20 protein-coding genes and 10 pseudogenes are annotated in these 19,156 nt (G+C 46.1%); 24 read left to right on the forward strand and 6 right to left on the reverse strand.

Annotation, left to right across the window (positions count from 1 at the left end):
• Positions 1-164: 164 nt before the first annotated feature.
• The 20 genes and pseudogenes from mafA to IUJ45_RS06100 all read left to right on the forward strand — a co-directional run bounded on the left by mafA (position 165) and on the right by IUJ45_RS06100 (position 8,985).
• Positions 165-1,127 (forward strand): adhesin MafA, encoded by a 963-nt coding sequence (gene mafA, locus IUJ45_RS06020; RefSeq protein WP_002218223.1) that lies wholly within the window; start codon positions 165-167, stop codon positions 1,125-1,127.
• Between the two features lie 39 nt (positions 1,128-1,166).
• On the forward strand, positions 1,167-2,615 hold the full coding sequence (gene mafB / locus IUJ45_RS06025; protein WP_002246532.1) for a polymorphic toxin MafB class 3: 1,449 nt from the start codon (positions 1,167-1,169) through the stop codon (positions 2,613-2,615).
• Positions 2,616-2,624: 9 nt separating this feature from the next.
• Positions 2,625-2,831, forward strand: coding sequence for a hypothetical protein (locus tag IUJ45_RS06030; RefSeq protein ID WP_002218303.1), 207 nt, complete (start codon positions 2,625-2,627; stop codon positions 2,829-2,831).
• A 27-nt stretch (positions 2,832-2,858) separates the two neighbouring features.
• A pseudogene (locus IUJ45_RS06035) lies at positions 2,859-3,214 on the forward strand (hypothetical protein); the annotation flags it as partial.
• Positions 3,211-3,582 carry an SMI1/KNR4 family protein gene (locus IUJ45_RS06040; protein ID WP_002218307.1) on the forward strand — a complete coding sequence of 124 codons (372 nt, stop codon included), beginning with the start codon at positions 3,211-3,213 and terminating at the stop codon, positions 3,580-3,582. The pseudogene IUJ45_RS06035 and the gene IUJ45_RS06040, both read left to right, overlap by 4 nt.
• A 96-nt stretch (positions 3,583-3,678) precedes the next feature.
• Positions 3,679-4,437 (forward strand): annotated as a pseudogene (mafB, locus tag IUJ45_RS06045) (polymorphic toxin MafB class 3); the annotation flags it as partial.
• A complete protein-coding gene (locus tag IUJ45_RS06050; RefSeq protein WP_002235294.1) occupies positions 4,403-4,609 on the forward strand; it encodes a CPCC family cysteine-rich protein in 207 nt (68 codons plus the stop codon). The pseudogene mafB (IUJ45_RS06045) and the gene IUJ45_RS06050, both read left to right, overlap by 35 nt.
• Positions 4,610-4,629: 20 nt before the next feature.
• Positions 4,630-4,896: pseudogene (locus IUJ45_RS06055) on the forward strand (hypothetical protein); the annotation flags it as partial.
• Between the two features lie 25 nt (positions 4,897-4,921).
• Positions 4,922-5,224: an Imm40 family immunity protein gene (gene imm40, locus IUJ45_RS06060; protein WP_002215106.1), complete on the forward strand. Its 303-nt coding sequence runs from the start codon at positions 4,922-4,924 to the stop codon at positions 5,222-5,224.
• Positions 5,225-5,307: 83 nt separating this feature from the next.
• Positions 5,308-5,646: pseudogene (locus IUJ45_RS06065) on the forward strand (MafB family polymorphic toxin); the annotation flags it as partial.
• Positions 5,626-5,919 (forward strand): hypothetical protein, encoded by a 294-nt coding sequence (locus tag IUJ45_RS06070; protein ID WP_002252126.1) that lies wholly within the window; start codon positions 5,626-5,628, stop codon positions 5,917-5,919. The pseudogene IUJ45_RS06065 and the gene IUJ45_RS06070, both read left to right, overlap by 21 nt.
• A complete protein-coding gene (locus tag IUJ45_RS06075; RefSeq protein ID WP_002215112.1) occupies positions 5,916-6,233 on the forward strand; it encodes a hypothetical protein in 318 nt (105 codons plus the stop codon). The genes IUJ45_RS06070 and IUJ45_RS06075 overlap by 4 nt, the downstream gene beginning before the upstream one ends.
• A 69-nt stretch (positions 6,234-6,302) precedes the next feature.
• Positions 6,303-6,599 (forward strand): annotated as a pseudogene (locus IUJ45_RS06080) (MafB family polymorphic toxin); the annotation flags it as partial.
• A 436-nt stretch (positions 6,600-7,035) separates the two neighbouring features.
• Entirely contained in the window at positions 7,036-7,437 is a 402-nt protein-coding gene (locus IUJ45_RS06085) for a hypothetical protein (RefSeq protein WP_002215114.1), read from the forward strand.
• 158 nt (positions 7,438-7,595) lie between these two features.
• Positions 7,596-7,939: pseudogene (locus IUJ45_RS06090) on the forward strand (hypothetical protein).
• A gap of 9 nt (positions 7,940-7,948) precedes the next feature.
• A pseudogene (locus tag IUJ45_RS11195) lies at positions 7,949-8,020 on the forward strand (hypothetical protein); the annotation flags it as partial.
• Positions 8,017-8,085: pseudogene (locus IUJ45_RS11200) on the forward strand (MafB protein); the annotation flags it as partial. The pseudogenes IUJ45_RS11195 and IUJ45_RS11200, both read left to right, overlap by 4 nt.
• Entirely contained in the window at positions 8,082-8,438 is a 357-nt protein-coding gene (locus IUJ45_RS06095; RefSeq protein WP_002219992.1) for a DNA mimic protein DMP12, read from the forward strand. The pseudogene IUJ45_RS11200 and the gene IUJ45_RS06095, both read left to right, overlap by 4 nt.
• Before the next feature lie 47 nt (positions 8,439-8,485).
• Positions 8,486-8,614 (forward strand): hypothetical protein, encoded by a 129-nt coding sequence (locus IUJ45_RS10980; RefSeq protein ID WP_010981028.1) that lies wholly within the window; start codon positions 8,486-8,488, stop codon positions 8,612-8,614.
• On the forward strand, positions 8,611-8,985 hold the full coding sequence (locus tag IUJ45_RS06100) for an SMI1/KNR4 family protein (RefSeq protein WP_002219993.1): 375 nt from the start codon (positions 8,611-8,613) through the stop codon (positions 8,983-8,985). Before IUJ45_RS10980 ends, IUJ45_RS06100 begins: the two co-directional genes overlap by 4 nt.
• 4 nt (positions 8,986-8,989) lie before the next feature.
• On the opposite strand, the pseudogene IUJ45_RS06105 reads toward IUJ45_RS06100, so the two are convergent.
• The 4 genes and pseudogenes from IUJ45_RS06105 to IUJ45_RS06115 all read right to left on the reverse strand — a co-directional run.
• Positions 8,990-9,285, reverse strand: a pseudogene (locus IUJ45_RS06105) (transposase); the annotation flags it as partial.
• Positions 9,286-9,388: 103 nt separating this feature from the next.
• Positions 9,389-9,860, reverse strand: a pseudogene (locus tag IUJ45_RS11205) (transposase family protein); the annotation flags it as partial.
• Positions 9,861-9,941: 81 nt separating this feature from the next.
• Positions 9,942-10,928: a S49 family peptidase gene (locus tag IUJ45_RS06110; RefSeq protein ID WP_002219994.1), complete on the reverse strand. Its 987-nt coding sequence runs from the start codon at positions 10,926-10,928 to the stop codon at positions 9,942-9,944.
• 39 nt (positions 10,929-10,967) lie between these two features.
• Complete coding sequence (locus tag IUJ45_RS06115; protein ID WP_002237399.1) at positions 10,968-11,768, reverse strand: competence/damage-inducible protein A; 801 nt, start codon at positions 11,766-11,768, stop codon at positions 10,968-10,970.
• A 124-nt stretch (positions 11,769-11,892) separates the two neighbouring features.
• Between IUJ45_RS06115 and argG the strand changes: the two genes are divergently transcribed.
• From argG to IUJ45_RS06130, 3 genes are all read left to right on the forward strand, one after another.
• Entirely contained in the window at positions 11,893-13,236 is a 1,344-nt protein-coding gene (gene argG / locus IUJ45_RS06120) for an argininosuccinate synthase (protein ID WP_002246536.1), read from the forward strand.
• A 206-nt stretch (positions 13,237-13,442) separates the two neighbouring features.
• Positions 13,443-13,658 (forward strand): DUF4177 domain-containing protein, encoded by a 216-nt coding sequence (locus IUJ45_RS06125; RefSeq protein WP_002246537.1) that lies wholly within the window; start codon positions 13,443-13,445, stop codon positions 13,656-13,658.
• Positions 13,651-13,866 (forward strand): hypothetical protein, encoded by a 216-nt coding sequence (locus IUJ45_RS06130; RefSeq protein ID WP_002219998.1) that lies wholly within the window; start codon positions 13,651-13,653, stop codon positions 13,864-13,866. Before IUJ45_RS06125 ends, IUJ45_RS06130 begins: the two co-directional genes overlap by 8 nt.
• 75 nt (positions 13,867-13,941) lie before the next feature.
• Here the strand turns inward: IUJ45_RS06130 and IUJ45_RS06135 are convergent, their stop codons facing one another.
• Both IUJ45_RS06135 and sstT read right to left on the reverse strand, forming a co-directional pair.
• Positions 13,942-15,435, reverse strand: a complete 1,494-nt coding sequence (locus tag IUJ45_RS06135; RefSeq protein ID WP_002219999.1) for a transferrin-binding protein-like solute binding protein — start codon at positions 15,433-15,435, stop codon at positions 13,942-13,944.
• Between the two features lie 111 nt (positions 15,436-15,546).
• Positions 15,547-16,776, reverse strand: coding sequence for a serine/threonine transporter SstT (sstT, locus tag IUJ45_RS06140; protein WP_002246539.1), 1,230 nt, complete (start codon positions 16,774-16,776; stop codon positions 15,547-15,549).
• 529 nt (positions 16,777-17,305) lie between these two features.
• Between sstT and IUJ45_RS06145 the strand changes: the two genes are divergently transcribed.
• Positions 17,306-19,153, forward strand: coding sequence for an autotransporter assembly complex protein TamA (locus tag IUJ45_RS06145; RefSeq protein ID WP_192941112.1), 1,848 nt, complete (start codon positions 17,306-17,308; stop codon positions 19,151-19,153).
• Positions 19,154-19,156 lie beyond the last annotated feature (3 nt).

Raw genomic sequence — 19,156 nt, forward strand, 5'->3', positions numbered from 1 at the left:
GATATAGTCGCATATGGGCTTCAGACAGCCATTTATTATATGGAGATTATAGTGGATTAAATTTAACCAGTACGGCGTTGCCTCGCCTTGCCGTACTGGTTTAAATTTAATCCACTATATTTACAATTTTGATACAATTTGTTTTTCATCAAAGGAGAAAATCTATGCAAGCACGGCTGCTGATACCTATTCTTTTTTCAGTTTTTATTTTATCCGCCTGCGGGACACTGACAGGTATTCCATCGCATGGCGGAGGTAAACGCTTTGCGGTCGAACAAGAACTTGTGGCCGCTTCTGCCAGAGCTGCCGTTAAAGACATGGATTTACAGGCATTACACGGACGAAAAGTTGCATTGTACATTGCAACTATGGGCGACCAAGGTTCAGGCAGTTTGACAGGGGGTCGCTACTCCATTGATGCACTGATTCGTGGCGAATACATAAACAGCCCTGCCGTCCGTACCGATTACACCTATCCACGTTACGAAACCACCGCTGAAACAACATCAGGCGGTTTGACAGGTTTAACCACTTCTTTATCTACACTTAATGCCCCTGCACTCTCGCGCACCCAATCAGACGGTAGCGGAAGTAAAAGCAGTCTGGGCTTAAATATTGGCGGGATGGGGGATTATCGAAATGAAACCTTGACGACTAACCCGCGCGACACTGCCTTTCTTTCCCACTTGGTACAGACCGTATTTTTCCTGCGCGGCATAGACGTTGTTTCTCCTGCCAATGCCGATACGGATGTGTTTATTAACATCGACGTATTCGGAACGATACGCAACAGAACCGAAATGCACCTATACAATGCCGAAACACTGAAAGCCCAAACAAAACTGGAATATTTCGCAGTAGACAGAACCAATAAAAAATTGCTCATCAAACCAAAAACCAATGCGTTTGAAGCTGCCTATAAAGAAAATTACGCATTGTGGATGGGACCGTATAAAGTAAGCAAAGGAATTAAACCGACAGAAGGATTAATGGTCGATTTCTCCGATATCCAACCATACGGCAATCATATGGGTAACTCTGCCCCATCCGTAGAGGCTGATAACAGTCATGAGGGGTATGGATACAGCGATGAAGCAGTGCGACGACATAGACAAGGGCAACCTTGATTCACACTACCATAACCGCTTGCTACCAAGGAAAACAAAATGAATTTGCCTATTCAAAAATTCATGATGCTGTTTGCAGCAGCAATATCGTTGCTGCAAATCCCCATTAGTCATGCGAACGGTTTGGATGCCCGTTTGCGCGATGATATGCAGGCAAAACACTACGAACCGGGTGGTAAATACCATCTGTTTGGTAATGCTCGCGGCAGTGTTAAAAATCGGGTTTACGCCGTCCAAACATTTGATGCAACTGCGGTCGGCCCCATACTGCCTATTACACACGAACGGACAGGATTTGAAGGCATTATCGGTTATGAAACCCATTTTTCAGGACATGGACATGAAGTACACAGTCCGTTCGATAATCATGATTCAAAAAGCACTTCTGATTTCAGCGGCGGCGTAGACGGTGGTTTTACCGTTTACCAACTTCATCGGACAGGGTCGGAAATCCATCCGGAGGATGGATATGACGGGCCGCAAGGCAGCGATTATCCGCCCCCCGGAGGAGCAAGGGATATATACAGCTACTATGTCAAAGGAACTTCAACAAAAACAAAGAGTAATATTGTTCCCCGAGCCCCATTTTCAGACCGCTGGCTAAAAGAAAATGCCGGTGCCGCCTCTGGTTTTTTCAGCCGTGCTGATGAAGCAGGAAAACTGATATGGGAAAGCGACCCCAATAAAAATTGGTGGGCTAACCGTATGGATGATATTCGCGGCATCGTCCAAGGTGCGGTTAATCCTTTTTTAATGGGTTTTCAAGGAGTAGGGATTGGGGCAATTACAGACAGTGCAGTAAGCCCGGTCACAGATACAGCCGCGCAGCAGACTCTACAAGGTATTAATCATTTAGGAAATTTAAGTCCCGAAGCACAACTTGCGGCTGCAACCGCATTACAAGACAGTGCTTTTGCGGTAAAAGACGGTATCAATTCCGCCAGACAATGGGCTGATGCCCATCCGAATATAACTGCAACAGCCCAAACTGCCCTTGCCGTAGCAGAGGCCGCAACTACGGTTTGGGGCGGTAAAAAAGTAGAACTTAACCCGACCAAATGGGATTGGGTTAAAAATACCGGCTATAAAACACCTGCTGTTCGCACCATGCATACTTTGGATGGGGAAATGGCCGGTGGGAATAGACCGCCTAAATCTATAACGTCCAACAGCAAAGCAGATGCTTCCACACAACCGTCTTTACAAGCGCAACTAATTGGAGAACAAATTAGTAGTGGGCATGCTTATAACAAGCATGTCATAAGACAACAAGAATTTACGGATTTAAATATCAATTCACCAGCAGATTTTGCTCGGCATATTGAAAATATTGTTAGCCATCCAACAAATATGAAAGAGTTACCTCGCGGTAGAACTGCGTATTGGGATGATAAAACAGGGACAATAGTTATCCGAGATAAAAATTCTGACGATGGAGGTACAGCATTTAGACCAACATCAGGTAAAAAATATTATGATGATTTATAGGAAAAAGCCATGAATATACTATCCATAAATAATCAAAACTCAACTATTTCACTAACTCAAGATGAAGTTTTTGTTTTACGAGCTATCTTGAATGAGATATATGCGGGCGTATGTGTAGATTCAAGAGAATTTGAAAATGTATCTGGTGTTAGAAAACATGAAGTAGATAATTTACAACAACAGTTTGCTGGAATTTATAAAAAAATGACAACTTAACAACCCAAATTTTTGTCAGAGCCTAGTGCAAATTACAACTATGATTCTATTGTAGCCGAAATGAAAGAAAAAAATCATGGGTTGGCGACAGGGTTGATGTTGTTAATATGCCTGATGGAGCACCTACTAGTATGGATAACACGCGTATTATGGCAGCACGTGAAGCAGGAGTAAAAGTGGAAGCGAATGTTCATAATTTTAATGACCGATTATCATCAAAAGAGAGAATCAGGTTTAAGCATGATGGTATTGAGCCTCAAACTTGGGGAGAAGCTATCCAGCTACGAATTAGAAAGCAAGAAACACAAAAAGGAGTTCCAGAAGGGTGGAGCAAAAGATTTCCTAACGGAAGTATTTATGATGTAAAGGTACTTAGGAAATGATAAAACAAAATAGTTTTGTTCCGTATCCTGAAGCAATGCTTCCTAAAGGATTTAAATATCCGCAAAGTTATTTAAAATTAGCTCAATCCACTCATGCCATTAACTACGATGAACAATATTCTTTTCCTTGGTGGTTTGAAAATGCAGAAAGCAATATATCAGAAGTAATTGACATTTATTTTGAAATAACTGGCATTCCAAACCTATTACCTTTTGCTAGAAACCAAGAGTGGGCTGCCTGTTTTGATATTTCAGATAAATCAGGTAATCCTAAAATTATAGTAGTTAATTTAGATAATACAAAATATTACGAGACTTTTGAAAATTTTGATACTTGGCTAAAAGAAGCTGAAAATGATGGTTGGTAGCAGCCGTAGGTCGGATTCTCGAATCCGACATTTTCCAACAGCGGCATTTCGGAAACGATAGATGCGTCAAATATTTTTGTCGGATGCAAATATCCGACCTACATCTCTGCGCAGCAGACTCTACAAGGTATTAATGATTTAGGAAATTTAAGTCCGGAAGCACAACTTGCCGCCGTGAGCCTATTACAGGACAGTGCTTTTGCGGTAAAAGACGGCATTAATTCCGCCAGACAATGGGCTGATGCCCATCCGAATATAACTGCAACAGCCCAAACTGCCCTTTCCGCAGCAGAGGCCGCAGGTACGGTTTGGGGCGGTAAAAAAGTAGAACTTAACCCGACCAAATGGGATTGGGTTAAAAATACCGGCTATAAAACACCTACTGCCCGCCCTATGCAGACTTTAGATGGGGAGATGGCAGGTGGGAATAAGCCACCAAAACCAAGTACGCAGCAACACCCTACACACTCTGATAACAATATCGGCTTACCTGCCTCATATGTTAAACCTGATACATCTATTTCTCCGACAGGAACAATTCAAGACCGCATCAGATGGACAAAGTCCAAGTTTCCTACTGAGAAATCTTTAAATGGACATTTCAAAGCTCATGGAAAAGAATTTGGCGATATAACCATTGAAGACTACCAAAAAATGGCGTCTGATTTGTTATTAAAACAGACATCGGACAAGATATTAGGTTATCAGACGGAACATAGACGAGTGCGCTATGATATCAATAACAATATCTATGTTTTGGCCAATCCAAAAACATTCAAAATCAAAACAATGTTTAAACCAAACTTAGGAAAGAAGTATTATGATGGAGAATTCAAAAAAGACATGGGAAATTGACGGAGAAATATGGCTACATTGTCCTGTTTGCGGAACTGAAGTTATGGACTATGATATCTGTGACGTTTGTCAGTGGCAAAATACAGGAGAAACTAATATAGATGGTGGCCCTAATGAAATGACACTTGCGGAGGCGAAAGAAGCTTACGCAAAAGGCTTACCAATCAGATAAATAAGCACCTAGAGAAATCAATGATGACGGAATCCCATGGTTACCTATCAAATAATTTACCTGTTAAAATCATAAATGATATTATTTATGCAACCCAGTTAGTCGAAGATTTGGTTTTAGGAAAAATAAAAATTGTTGATTTTTTAAAATCATATAACAATTTTTATTGTTGGCTTGGTTTTGATGAGTTGCCTCAATCTGAGAAAATAAAATTCCTAAGCTATCTTAATATATTAAGTATTCATAAAGAAATACAAGATGAAACTGTGAATAGGGTTTATACCGATTGAAAAATAGTAGATAGAGATTAACATGTTAAATGAAATTTTTGAAATTTATTCGAGACAAGGGGAATCTTTGATAGGAATTGGAATTAGAGAAGCCGCATTACCCGTCCCTATTGCAATAGATATATTAAATTTATTTATCAATGAGAGAATACTTGTATTGGGGGGAGATATTTATATCAAGAAAGATAATTATTTTTATCAAACATATGATAATTGGTATTACGAGGGAAGTAATTTATTTAACAGTATCGACAAAGCAATGCATTATTTATCTCAAATAAAATTAGAGAATGCATACGTATCTTTTGTGTTGAAATTTATCTAACAAAGGAAGCACAAGAATAGATTTATAGTAAAACATCAAGATGTTGAAAATGCTGGCTTTTAATCCAACCTACACTGACCGGCTCAGATACAGCCGCTCAGCAGACTCTACAAGGTATTAATGATTTAGGAAAATTAAGTCCGGAAGCACAACTTGCTGCCGCGAGCCTATTACAGGACAGTGCTTTTGCGGTAAAAGACGGCATCAATTCCGCCAGACAATGGGCTGATGCCCATCCGAACATTACAGCTACTGCCCAAACTGCCCTTGCCGTAGCAGAGGCCGCAGGTACGGTTTGGCGCGGTAAAAAAGTAGAACTTAACCCGACTAAATGGGATTGGGTTAAAAATACCAGCTATAAAAAACCTGCTGCCCGCCCTATGCAGACTGTAGACGGGGAAATGGCTGGGGGAAACAAGCCAGTTGTTAAATCTATCAGACCAACTACGCGAGATGAATTACGTCAAGCATTGCAAGAACAAGGTTTTAGACGTACTGGTTCAGATGAGGCTCAATATGAAACATGGAAAGGTCCTGATGGCGTGAAAATAGATATTCGTCCAAATGGAGAGGTTATAAGAACCCAAAGAGTGCCGCGAACCGATGGTGTACAGGGAAAATATCCGCAACGACAAAATTATGAAGGCAATCCATTGCCAAATAATCGTCATCATTCTGGATATTTTATCAAATGAAAAAAAATATTTTTCACAATGTAAGCCTTTATGAAATAATCTTTTCCGATAATGGAAATACCCTTACATTATCTTTTACAGATACAATTGAAGGTAATTATTTCGGATATATCAAATGCAGTAATATTTTGAATTTTAAATTAGATACAAATAATTTCGTAGATTATGAGGATAAGGAAGATAGCTTGTTTCCCTTGTTTATACCCGAAATAGAGCTATATAAATACCAATTTTATAGTGAAATTATTATTGATGTAGGGATTATTATAAAAATATCTGCTGAAACAATTAATTTTGAGCCACTGGGAAAATAGTAACTGCTTTCCCAGCAGCCGTAGCAACTGTATTTTTACCCGACGGGGTAAAAATACAGTTGCTACATCTCTGCGCAGCAGACTCTACAAGGTATTAATAATTTAGGAAAATTAAGCCCGGAAGCACAACTTGCTGCCGCGAGCATATTACAGGACAGTGCTTTTGCGGTAAAAGACGGCATCAATTCCGCCAGACAATGGGCTGATGCCCATCCGAATATAACAGCAACAGCCCAAACTGCCCTTGCCGTAGCAGAGGCCGCAGGTACGGTTTGGAGAGGTAAAAAAGTAGAACTTAACCCGACCAAATGGGATTGGGTTAAAAATACCGGCTATAAAAAACCTGCTGTTCGCCATATGCAGACTAAGGCGTTAGGTACGGTAGATGAAATTGGCGATACAGTACAGCAGGTTGGGAAACAGGCTAGCGGACAAAAAACCAGCGGTGGTAATCCTGCGATTGATAGCGACCCCTATAGCCCGAGTAGTGTGGCAGCTCGCATAGAAGCCGGTAAGGCGCGCAGTGATTTACAAATCAAAGACATTTTGAGCAATACTACTCAAAGGAGGTCCCGCTGTTCAGTATGATAAAGTGGGGGATTACAATGACGCACTAAATGATTTTAATAGTCTGAATGTTCGAAATGTACAAACACGTCCTAATGGAACGATAACGGGCAATTTACCTGATGGGCGTGCGGTTAATGCTCGTAATGATAGTAGTGGTGGAGAACCAACACTTGAAATAACAATTAGTAATAACCGAAAAATAAAAATCAGATATGGAAATACACGATAAATTATGAAATTAAAAAGCTTAGATTTCCCAACTGGCTATTTCTATTTTGATAATGCAGCAATAAACTCTGATAAAGTAGAAGTTATAGCAGTTGGTTATAGAAATACGGATAAAACCATAAAAATTTTTATTGAAGATGTTATTCATTTTAGGGTTGTTGATGAATCGTATTTTATAGATACTTTTATGGATTTAATTTCGGAAGATGCAGATAGAGCTTTGCTTCATGAAAATGGTGGTCAATCTTTTTTTGAACTTCTTGATGAGTGTTATGCGGAATGGATATTGAAAGAAAGTTATTTTCCTTTGAATAGAGAATTCTTTAAATACTATATTTTTATGTTTGAGCAAACATTCATAGAAATAATTGGTTCTAGTGCAACGTATTCAATTATTGAGGGCTAGCATAAGATGAGTAATAAGTTGCCTATCTTTCTTTCAGGCAGCCTGAAAATAAAACTACCCAAGTTGATGGTGTACCTGTATCAGTGAAGGGAAATTTTGTTGATGGTAAATTTCGCATTGGTACGGCAACAATGAAATCATTTTAAATTGAGCTAGAAATGAACCTAGAAAATTATGAAAACATTTTAATAAAATTACTTTTTTATCATAACAACTTAGTAAATGAATATTCTTATTTTATTGAAAATAAAAATTTATTTAAAATAGTATCTCGAACGAAAACGAGTAAGGGCTTTTTTTCACTATAGAAAAACCATTAAATTTTCTAAGCAAAAAAACTTATTTTGAGTTTAATTTTAAATATTTACACTCAGGGAAAGAACGCTTTGGTTCGTTTATGTGCTGGATAAATACTAATTTAATGGAATTTGAGGGGGTTTTTTTTAACGACCTGCTCCCTGATAATATGATAATAAATAACTTTTTTGAAATAAATGATTAACGATACACCAATAAAAATTGGTGGGGTAACCGTATGGATGATATTCGCGGCATCATCCAAGGTGCGGTTAATCCTTTAATTTACAAGGTAAGCAAGCAAAAGATTATTTACAACAACAAACTCATATCAGGAACTTAGACAAATGAATGAACACAACCTGTTAATTTTCTGTTTAAAAGACAATGTTTCAATTAGTGAATATACTGAAATGATTGATTGGGCTTATAAAAACATTCAATCTGAAACAGTTGTAGAAATTACGGAAAATCAAATTATTGAATATCAAAATCGTGGATTATGGAGACTTGTTTCTGAAATTACCGATAATTGGTTATTTGGACCAAGTGAGGGGGATTGGCTAATAGATAAGGAAAGTATTTTGGCTGTAAAAGAAAAATTACAAAATTCAGATTTTTCTACAGAGTCCTTAGTGAAAAATATTATTCATGCACTTGAATATGCTATAAAAAATGAAAAAACAGTAATTTTTCATTTTTGAGACTAATCCAATTTTTAGTAATATTGATGCAGAGCAAGCAGCATTAGATGCCGCAAACATGGGGAGAAGCTATTCAATTTAGAATTAAAAAACAAATTGAAAATGAACTAGCACCACCAAATTGGTCTACCCAGTTTCCTAATGGTAGTATTTATGATCCTAAGGTAACGAAATGATTATTCAAAATGAATTTAATTTATATCCTAGTAATATGCTTCCTGAAAGGTTTTGTTATCCTGAAAAGTATGTTCGTATCTCTAACGATACATCTTTAATACCTTATATTCAGCCACATAATTTTCACTGGTGGTTTGAGAATTATGGAACAGAAGGGGCAGAAGTAGCTTATATATTTAGAAATTCTATCCTGCCTGATTTAAATCTTATCCCATTCGCTAGTAATGGAGAATGGGAAGCTTATTTTGATGGTAATGATGTAACAGGAAATCCTAGGGTTATTGTCATTAATTTAGATAATATAGAAAACCATGAATTTTTTAATAGTTTTGAAGAGTGGCTTGAATTAGCAATTAAGGATACTTGGTAAGCAGCTATCTATAAAAGAGATGGGACCATCCTGGATAACTAGGATAAACTCGATTTACTAATTGTTTTAAAATGGAACAAGAACTTTTATCTCACTGTTGTTAAAACGCCATTCGCACTCCTTTAAATACAGCTCAAAATGCGCTTTGGGAATGCCGTTAAACTTGCGTAAATGACGTTTTGCCTGGTTCCAAAAGTTCTCAGTTCCATTAATATGGTTTTGTCGTTCGGCAAAATGTGTGCTGTGATTGATACGGAAATGGCTAAATTCGCCCGCATCCAATACATCATAGCCACGATAACAAAATGAGTTTATTTTGTTTATACCGGCTTAGACGACTTTCTCTCATAGGGATAATTCTAACTTAATTTGAATTTCCCTAGTGATCTAGGGCAGCCCCTAAATTAATAAAGCAGCACAACTCCTTTTGCCGATGTTCCGGACTGTCAAACGACTGTTCCTCATGCCACATCTCCATCAAGGTACGGATAACCCGCTCCGCCTTACCGTTGGTCTGCGGACAAGCAAATCGGGCAAGCCTCCAACCAATCCCATTATCATAACAAACTGCACCGAAAGCATGTTGGACGGCTCTTTATATTACCTATCATTGTCAGAGTAAACGTACTCAATCAGGTACAAGCAGGGGTCGGCCAGATGTTCGGTCAGAAACTTGGCAGCACTGTCTGCGGTTTTGTCTGGCAAAATGGCAGAGTATAAAAATCGTCAATAGCGACAAACAGGTAATCTCGTTTATCAGCGGCCTTCTGTCCTTTGAGCAACAACAACCGATCGGTATCAGGATGCACAAAACCTCCCGGGGACAACCTGCCTTTTACGGCTTTAAGTGCACGGTAAATAGTGACGCGGCTGACTTAGTGGCAGCATACTGGGGAGGTGAGTGTTTTTGTGTATATTTTTATTTTGGTATTCCCTTAGAAATACTGTAAACAACGCTACCGGACGGCCTGCAGGGCTTCGCGCACGCTTGCTTTGAGTTCTGCGCCGAAGCGTCTGCCCAAGATTCTGCCGAAATCGTCCTTCGGAGTGTAATCCACCACATCGGGGGCTTTGACCACGTCTCGCGCCACGCTGTAAATATTGCCGAGTCCGTCCACCAGCCCGACTTTCAGCGCATCCGCACCCGTGTACACCCGACCGCTGAACACGTCGGGATATTGTCGGAATTTGAGGCGGCCGCCCCGTCCGGTTTTGACGGCTTTGATGAATTCGCCGTGTATGCCGGTCAGCATTTCTTCCCAGATTTTCGACTGTTCGGGCGTTTCGGGCGAAAACGGATCGCCCATGCCTTTGTTGCTGCCCGCAATTTTAACCCTGCGTTTCACGCCGATTTTTTCCATCAGGCCGGTCGCGTCGAAACTGCTGCCGATAACGCCGATGCTGCCGACGATGCTGGACGGGTCGGCATAGATTTTGTCCGCCGCCGCCGCGATGTAGTAGCAGCCGGACGCGCACATATCTTCCGCCACGAGATAAACGGGAATGCCGGGGTGCTGCGCCTTCAGACGGCGTATTTCTTCAAAAGCGGTGTTGGAGACGACGGGCGAACCGCCGGGGCTGTTGGCGCGGATGACGATGGCTTTTGCCTGCGGGTTTTTGTAGGCGGCCTCCATACCGTCTTTGAGTTTTTTGACCTGGTCTTCTACACCGTTGCCGATTTCGCCGTACAGGTTGACGACTGCGGTATGCGGCGTATTGCCCGCCAACTGCAATGCGGCTTCGTCTTTTCGGAAAATGCCTGCAATCAGGGCAACCAGAATCAGGGTGCTGACGGCGCGCCAGATGTTTTTCCACATCCGCTCCCTGCGCCTGTCCCGATAGGCGGACAGCAGCACTTCGCGCATCATATCGCGCTCCCATAAGGTTTCCCCCGCATTTTTTGCTTCGGGTGCTTCGTTTTCTCTTCTAATTCGGTATTGCATGGTTTTCCTTAAATATCGTCCGATTTGGGCAAACGTTTTTCAGTTTACCCGATTTTTCAGCTCTGCTCCCAATCCTTCCAAGCTGTGCAACACTTCCGCCCACGCCGCGTCCAAAAGGTTGACGGCTTCTCCTTCGGCTTTGATGCCGAACTCAATGTGCGGTTTGACCTGCGTGCCGTCTGAATGCGTCCAACCGACGCTGGGCAGGCTGTACGAACGCACCCCGAGATAAGTTTGCTCGATATGCTCCATAATCGGCGTAATGCGCGATTCGGGCTGCTCGAACACATACACGCTGCGGCTGCCGCGTTGGGTTTGGTTGAAGCGGCCGGCGTAATAAGTATCCAAAACCCATTCCGCCATCGGGTGCGCCATCACAGGAAAACCAGGGAAGAAATAATGCTCGCGAATGGAAAATCCGGCGATATTATTAAACGGATTAGGCACCAATTCCGCGCCTTGGGGAAAATCCGCCATCTTCAGGCGTTGGGCGTGTTCGGGCGAATCGAGCGGCTCACCGCGTTTAAGGGTCACGCCTTCGATAAACCCGGCGGCTTGCGCGTGGCGGACGACGGGCAAATCCAAAGCAGCGGCTGCGGCTTGGCGGGTGTGGTCGTCGGGCGTGGCGCCGATACCGCCGGTAACGAAAGTTGGCATGCCGTCTGAAAAGCTGCGGCGCAGTTGTTTGACCAACAAATCAGGTTCGTCGGGCAGGTATTGCACCTGATTGAGCTTCAGCCCTTTGGATTCGAGCAGGGATTTGAAAAAGACGAAATGCTTGTCTTGGCGGCTGCCGTGTAAGATTTCGTCGCCGATGATGATAAGGTTGAACGCGTTCATAATGTTTTCGGTTTTAAATACCGCCTGAAACGGCGGAATACCCGTTCAGACGGCATGATGGCTGACAATATTTCCTATTTATAAGATAATGGCTTTGATTTTTCAAGCTATCGAGGATTTTTTCATGAACCAAAACCATACTATTTTACAAAACCTTCCCGTCGGTCAGAAAGTCGGCATCGCCTTCTCCGGCGGACTTGATACCTCCGCCGCGCTGTTGTGGATGAAACTCAAAGGCGCGCTGCCTTATGCCTACACTGCCAACCTCGGTCAGCCCGATGAAGACGACTACAACGCCATTCCCAAAAAAGCGATGGAATACGGTGCGGAAAACGCCCGCCTGATTGACTGCCGCGCACAGCTGGCACACGAAGGCATCGCCGCCATCCAATGCGGCGCGTTCCACGTTTCCACCGGCGGCATCGCCTACTTCAACACCACGCCTCTGGGTCGCGCCGTAACCGGCACTATGCTTGTTTCCGCCATGAAAGAAGACGATGTGAATATTTGGGGCGACGGCAGCACCTACAAAGGCAACGACATCGAGCGTTTCTACCGCTACGGTTTGCTCACCAATCCCGCGCTGAAAATCTACAAACCCTGGCTCGACCAGCAATTTATCGACGAACTCGGCGGCCGTCATGAAATGAGCGAATTTTTGATTGCCAACGGTTTCAACTACAAAATGTCGGTGGAAAAAGCCTATTCCACCGATTCCAATATGCTCGGCGCGACCCACGAAGCCAAAGATTTGGAATTTTTGAACTCGGGCATCAAAATCGTCAAACCTATTATGGGCATTGCCTTCTGGGACGAAAACGTCGAAATCAAACCCGAAGAAGTCAGCGTGCGCTTTGAAGAAGGCGTGCCGGTTGCACTGAACGGCAAAGAATACGCTGATCCCGTCGAACTCTTCCTCGAAGCCAACCGCATCGGCGGCCGCCACGGTCTGGGTATGAGCGACCAAATCGAAAACCGCATCATCGAAGCCAAATCGCGCGGCATCTACGAAGCCCCGGGAATGGCGTTGTTCCACATCGCCTACGAGCGTTTGGTGACCGGTATCCACAACGAAGACACCATCGAACAATACCGCATCAACGGCCTGCGCCTCGGACGTTTGCTCTACCAAGGCCGCTGGTTCGACAGCCAAGCCCTGATGTTGCGCGAAACCGCCCAACGCTGGGTTGCCAAAGCCATTACCGGCGAAGTAACCCTCGAATTGCGTCGCGGCAACGACTACTCGATTCTGAACACCGAATCGCCCAACCTGACCTACCAACCCGAACGCCTGAGTATGGAAAAAGTCGAAGACGCAGCGTTCACACCGCTCGACCGTATCGGACAACTGACTATGCGCAACCTCGACATTACCGACACCCGCGCCAAACTGGGCATTTACTCGCAAAGCGGTTTGTTGGCATTGGGCGAAGGTTCGGTATTGCCGCAGTTGGGTAATAAGCAATAAGTTTCACCACATTGCATCGCTGCAATTTAAGGGATTGTCTGAAAAGGCAATCCCTCAATTAAAGGAATCCTATGTTTCAACACACAGGGCGGCACATAAAGCACCGCCCTATGTGTCGTCCTGATTTGGAAGGGGTTGCGCCCCTCCCAAATAAAGTCTAATTCTACCGCCTTAAAGGGCGGGGTTTAAACCGAAAAGGAAATACGATGAAAGAATACAAAGTCATCATTTATCAGGAAAGCCTGTTGTCCAGCCTGTTTTTCGGCGCGGCAAAGGTCAACCCCATCAAATTCAGCGAGTTCCTCAATAAACAAACCCCCGAAGGCTGGCGGGTTGTAACGATGGAAAAAGATTTGCGCCGTATGCTGCTGTTTTTCAAACGCGAGGCCTACGTCGTCATTTTGGAGCGGGATCGTGTTTAAGCTCGGCGTTTATGCCTGTCTCGGACTGTTTGCCGGCTGGGTGCTGCTGCTGATTGTGCAACTCTGGTTTTCTTTTCTCAAAGCGGAATTGTTTTTCAAAATCACTCTGACTATGGCGGGACTGTTTGTCATCATCCTCGCTGCCCTGCTGGTATTCGGCCAGTATTTTTCCGAAAAGAAAATGAAAGACGACGGGTTTATCAACTGATGCGGACTTGAACCGGACCCCACCCCAAACATCACAATGCCGTCTGAACACCCCCCGCTTCAGGCGGCATCAGCATCAATCCTGCTCTTTTTTGCCGGCAAACACGCCGAATCCGCCCTTTTCCGCATCTGTCGGGCGATAGCTGTATTTTCCCGCCACTTCTTCGCCGGCCGGGCCGTAAAACCTTCCGGAAACATCCCCGCCGCCATTTTCCGTCCAAGTCCCCTTAAAGCCGTTTCCATCGATAACGGCTTTGAATTTTTGCGTACCCATATGCAAATCATCGCCGCTGTCGATAATGCCGTCCACAGATTTGCTGCCGAAATCGACTTTTGCGGCAAACCTGCCTCCGGACGGGGACGGACGGCCGTTTTCCATATGGAAATGCAGCACTTCGCCGTTGTACACGGCCGTGCCCGCAAGCATTTCGCCTTTTGCCGGTTCGCCTTGCACACTGAGGGCATACGATCCGCCGGACAATTTTTCCGCCCCGTAAGTCAGATACCGGTAATTCCCTTCGGGCGCGAAGATATTGCCGGAATGCCCCGTCAGGCTGACCGCTTCCCCATCGACAATCAGCGTATCCGCCTGATTGACGGGAATCAGCGGCATCTCGGCCGGAAGCGACCGCCTCGACCGTGCAGAACGCCTGAATCGCGCAGATGAAGATGAAGCGGACTTGTCTTTATAAATGATGACATATTTGTTAGTTCCATTCTTTTCTACCCTGTCAGCAACCAAACCGACAAAATTCTCTCGTTGCTCGTCTTTTTTATATTTATTAATTTTTTCTTCATCACTTAATTTTTCAAATTCTGATTTTGGTGGTGCTTCTTCATCTAAGAAATCTCTATCGCATACTTTGTCTTTACAATGTGTCAACGTTACATTTTCCGAACCGCTGTCAAGCTTGATGCCATTAGCTACATTTATCCTTCCAAAATCGCTGCCGCCATTCGTGGCGTTAGGATTGGTTGAAGAGGCAGGATTTTGAGAGCCGCCGACTTGATTGTTTTCAGCTTGATTTGCAGCTTGATCTGCCGTATTGCCGGCATTTTCCCCTGCCGACGGATCGTCCCCCTGCATTCCGTCCGCCGCATTTGCCATATCCGGTTGGTTTGCCGGTTGTGCCGATTCCCCGGCATCCGGTGCTTGGTTTCCCATATCTCTGGTTGGCATATTCGGTGCAGGGGTGTGATTCGGTGTCGAACTATCTGTATCGGCGGCATTTTGCGGCATATCATTTTGCGGTCCCTCGTCTTTATTTTCGGGATTATCCGTTGTTGCCGCACCGCCATTGCCTGTATTTTCTGCCGAAACTGCCGCCATATCTTGACCGCCTTTTCCGGCGGTTGCGTCCTGCGTATCGGCTTGCGGCGCACCACTCACCGCCTCCTCATCTTTCTTTTCTTTCGGCAGCACCTCTTCCCCGACATCTTCAGTAACAACAGGGGCGGCAGGTTTTGACAGCGTGTCCGCCGACTTAACATCGGGCGATCCGCCACCGCCGCCCCCACAGGCTGAAAGGGCAACAATACAAGCCATTGCAATCACACTGCGTTTAAACATCATCATCTCCTTCATATTCAAGGCAGCCGGTATTGTTTCCGCCATATGCCCATAAAATTGTAAAAATATGCCGTCTGAACGCCAAAAGGGCTTCAGACGGCATAGCTTGGTTTATTCCGCCCGGTTTCTCTGTCTGCCCAAATCGGCGGCGGCGGTAAACAAAACATCGGTTGAAGAATTCAACGCCGTTTCCGCCGAATCCTGAATCACGCCGATGATAAAGCCGACGGCGACCACCTGCATAGCGACATCGTTGCTGATGCCGAACAGGCTGCACGCCAGCGGAATCAGCAGCAGCGAACCGCCCGCCACACCGGACGCGCCGCACGCGCTGACCGTCGCCACCAGGCTCAACAGCAGCGCGGTGGCAAAATCAACCTGTATGCCTTGGGTGTACGCCGCCGCCATAGCCAAAACGGTAATCGTAATCGCCGCGCCGCCCATATTGACGGTCGCCCCCAACGGGATGGAAATCGAATAAGTGTCTTCGTGCAGCCCCAGTTTTTTCGCCAAAGCCATATTCACGGGGATATTGGCGGCGGAAGAACGGGTAAAGAAGGCATACACGCCGCTTTCGCGCAGGCAGGTAAACACCAGCGGATAAGGGTTGCGGCGGATTTTCCACCACACGATGGCGGGATTGACCACCAGCGCGATAAACACCATACAGCCCAACAGTACCGCAAGCAGCTTCGCATAACCCGCCAGCGCGCCGAAACCCGTCTCCGCGATTGTGGACGACACCAGCCCGAAAATGCCCAAAGGGGCAAAACGGATAATCCATTTCACGACGGTGGAAACCGCTTCCGCCAAATCGGCAACGACCTGCCGCGTAACGTCCGAACCGTGATTCCGCAACGCCGCGCCCAAAACCAAAGCCCAAGCCAAAATGCCGATATAGTTGGCATTGGCAATCGCGTTAATCGGGTTGGCGACCAGGTTCATCAGCAGCGATTTCAATACTTCCACAATGCCGGAAGGCGGCGCGGCGGACACATCGCCCGCGCCCGCCAAAACAATGTGCGTCGGAAAAACCATACCGGCGATGACGGCGGTCAGGGCTGCGGAAAACGTACCGATGAGGTAAAGGACGATAATCGGCCTGATATGCGCCTTGTTGCCTTTTTGGTGCTGCGCGATTGTGGCCGCCACCAAAATAAATACCAAAACCGGCGCGACCGCTTTGAGCGCGCCGACAAACAGGCTGCCGAACAAGCCTGCCGCCAAGCCCAGTTGCGGGGAAACCGAACCGATTACGATGCCCAACGCCAAACCGGCGGCAATCTGCCTGACCAGGCTGACGCGGCCGATCGCATGAAATAAGGATTTGCCGAACGCCATAATTCTTCCTTATGTTGTGATATGTTAAAAAATGTTGTATTTTAAAAGAAAACTCATTCTCTGTGTTTTTTTTATTTTTCGGCTGTGTTTTATAGTGGATTAACAAAAATCATGACAAGGCGACGAAGCCGCAGACAGTACAAATAGTACAGAACCGATTCACTTGGTGCTTCAGCACCTTAAAGAATCGTTCTCTTTGAGCTAAGGCGAGCCAACGCCGTACTGGTTTTTGTTAATCCACTATGAAGGTTGCGTTGATTTGCCCTATGCAGTGCCGGACAGGCTTTGCTTTATCATTCGGCGCAACGGTTTAATTTATTGAACGAAAATAAATTTATTTAATCCCGTTTATTTTTCGACACTATTCCGAAACGCAGCCTGTTTTCCATATGCGGATTGGAAACAAAATACCTTAAAACAAGCAGATACATTTCCGGCGGGCCGCAACCTCCGAAATACCGGCGGCGGTATGCCGTCTGAAGCGTCCCGCCCCGTCCGAACAGTGTTAAAATCGAAAGCCGCCACACCGATGCACGACACCCGTACCATGATGATCAAACCGACCGCCCTGCTCCTGCCGGCTTTATTTTTCTTTCCGCACGCATACGCGCCTGCCGCCGACCTTTCCGAAAACAAGGCGGCGGGTTTCGCATTGTTCAAAAACAAAAGCCCCGACACCGAATCAGTCAAATTAAAACCCAAATTCCCCGTCCGCATCGACACGCAGGACAGTGAAATCAAAGATATGGTCGAAGAACACCTGCCGCTCATCACGCAGCAGCAGGAAGAAGTATTGGACAAGGAACAGACAGGCTTCCTCGCCGAAGAAGCACCGGACAACGTTAAAACGATGCTCCGCAGCAAAGGTTATTTCAGCAGCAAAGTCAGCCTGACGGAAAAAGGCGGGGCTTATACGGTGCACATCACACCGGGGCCGCGCACCAAAATCACCAACGTCGGCGTCGCCATCCTCGGCGACATCCTTTCAGACGGCAACCTCGCCGAATACTACCGCAACGCGCTGGAAAACTGGCAGCAGCCGGTAGGCAGCGATTTCGATCAGGACAGTTGGGAAAACAGCAAAACTTCCGTCCTCGGCGCGGTAACGCGCAAAGGCTACCCGCTTGCCAAGCTCGGCAACACCCGGGCGGCCGTCAACCCCGATACCGCCACCGCCGATTTGAACGTCGTCGTGGACAGCGGCCGCCCCATCGCCTTCGGCGACTTTGAAATCACCGGCACACAGCGTTACCCCGAACAAATCGTCTCCGGCCTGGCGCGCTTCCAACCGGGCACGCCCTACGACCTCGACCTGCTGCTCGACTTCCAACAGGCACTCGAACAAAACGGGCATTATTCCGGCGCATCCGTACAAGCCGACTTCGACCGCCTCCAAGGCGACCGCGTCCCCGTCAAAGTTAGCGTAACCGAGGTCAAACGCCACAAACTCGAAACCGGCATCCGCCTCGATTCGGAATACGGTTTGGGCGGCAAAATCGCCTACGACTATTACAATCTCTTCAACAAAGGCTATATCGGCTCGGTCGTTTGGGATATGGACAAATACGAAACCACGCTTGCCGCCGGCATCAGCCAGCCGCGCAACTATCGGGGCAACTACTGGACAAGTAACGTTTCCTACAACCGTTCGACCACCCAAAACCTCGAAAAACGCGCCTTCTCCGGCGGCATCTGGTATGTGCGCGACCGCGCGGGCATCGATGCCAGGCTGGGGGTGGAGTTTCTCGCAGAAGGCCGGAAAATCCCCGGCTCGGATATCGATTTGGGCAACAGCCACGCCACGATGCTGACCGCCTCTTGGAAACGCCAGCTGCTCAACAACGTGCTGCATCCCGAAAACGGCCATTACCTCGACGGCAAAATCGGTACGACTTTGGGCGCATTCCTGTCCTCCACCGCGCTGATCCGCACCTCTGCCCGCGCAGGTTATTTCTTCACTCCCGAAAACAAAAAACTCGGCACGTTCATCATACGCGGACAAGCGGGTTACACCGTTGCCCGCGACAATGCCAACGTTCCTTCAGGGCTGATGTTCCGCAGCGGCGGCGCGTCTTCCGTGCGCGGTTACGAACTCGACAGCATCGGGCTTGCCGGCCCGAACGGATCGGTCCTGCCCGAACGCGCCCTCTTGGTGGGCAGCCTAGAATACCAACTGCCGTTTACGCGCACCCTTTCCGGCGCGGTGTTCCACGATATGGGCGACGCCGCCGCCAATTTCAAACGTATGAAGCTGAAACACGGTTCGGGACTGGGCGTGCGCTGGTTCAGCCCGCTCGCGCCGTTTTCCTTCGACATCGCCTACGGGCACAGCGACAAGAAAATCCGCTGGCACATCAGCTTGGGAACGCGCTTCTAAACC

Source organism: Neisseria meningitidis (assembly GCF_022869645.1).
GTDB classification, from domain to species: domain Bacteria; phylum Pseudomonadota; class Gammaproteobacteria; order Burkholderiales; family Neisseriaceae; genus Neisseria; species Neisseria meningitidis.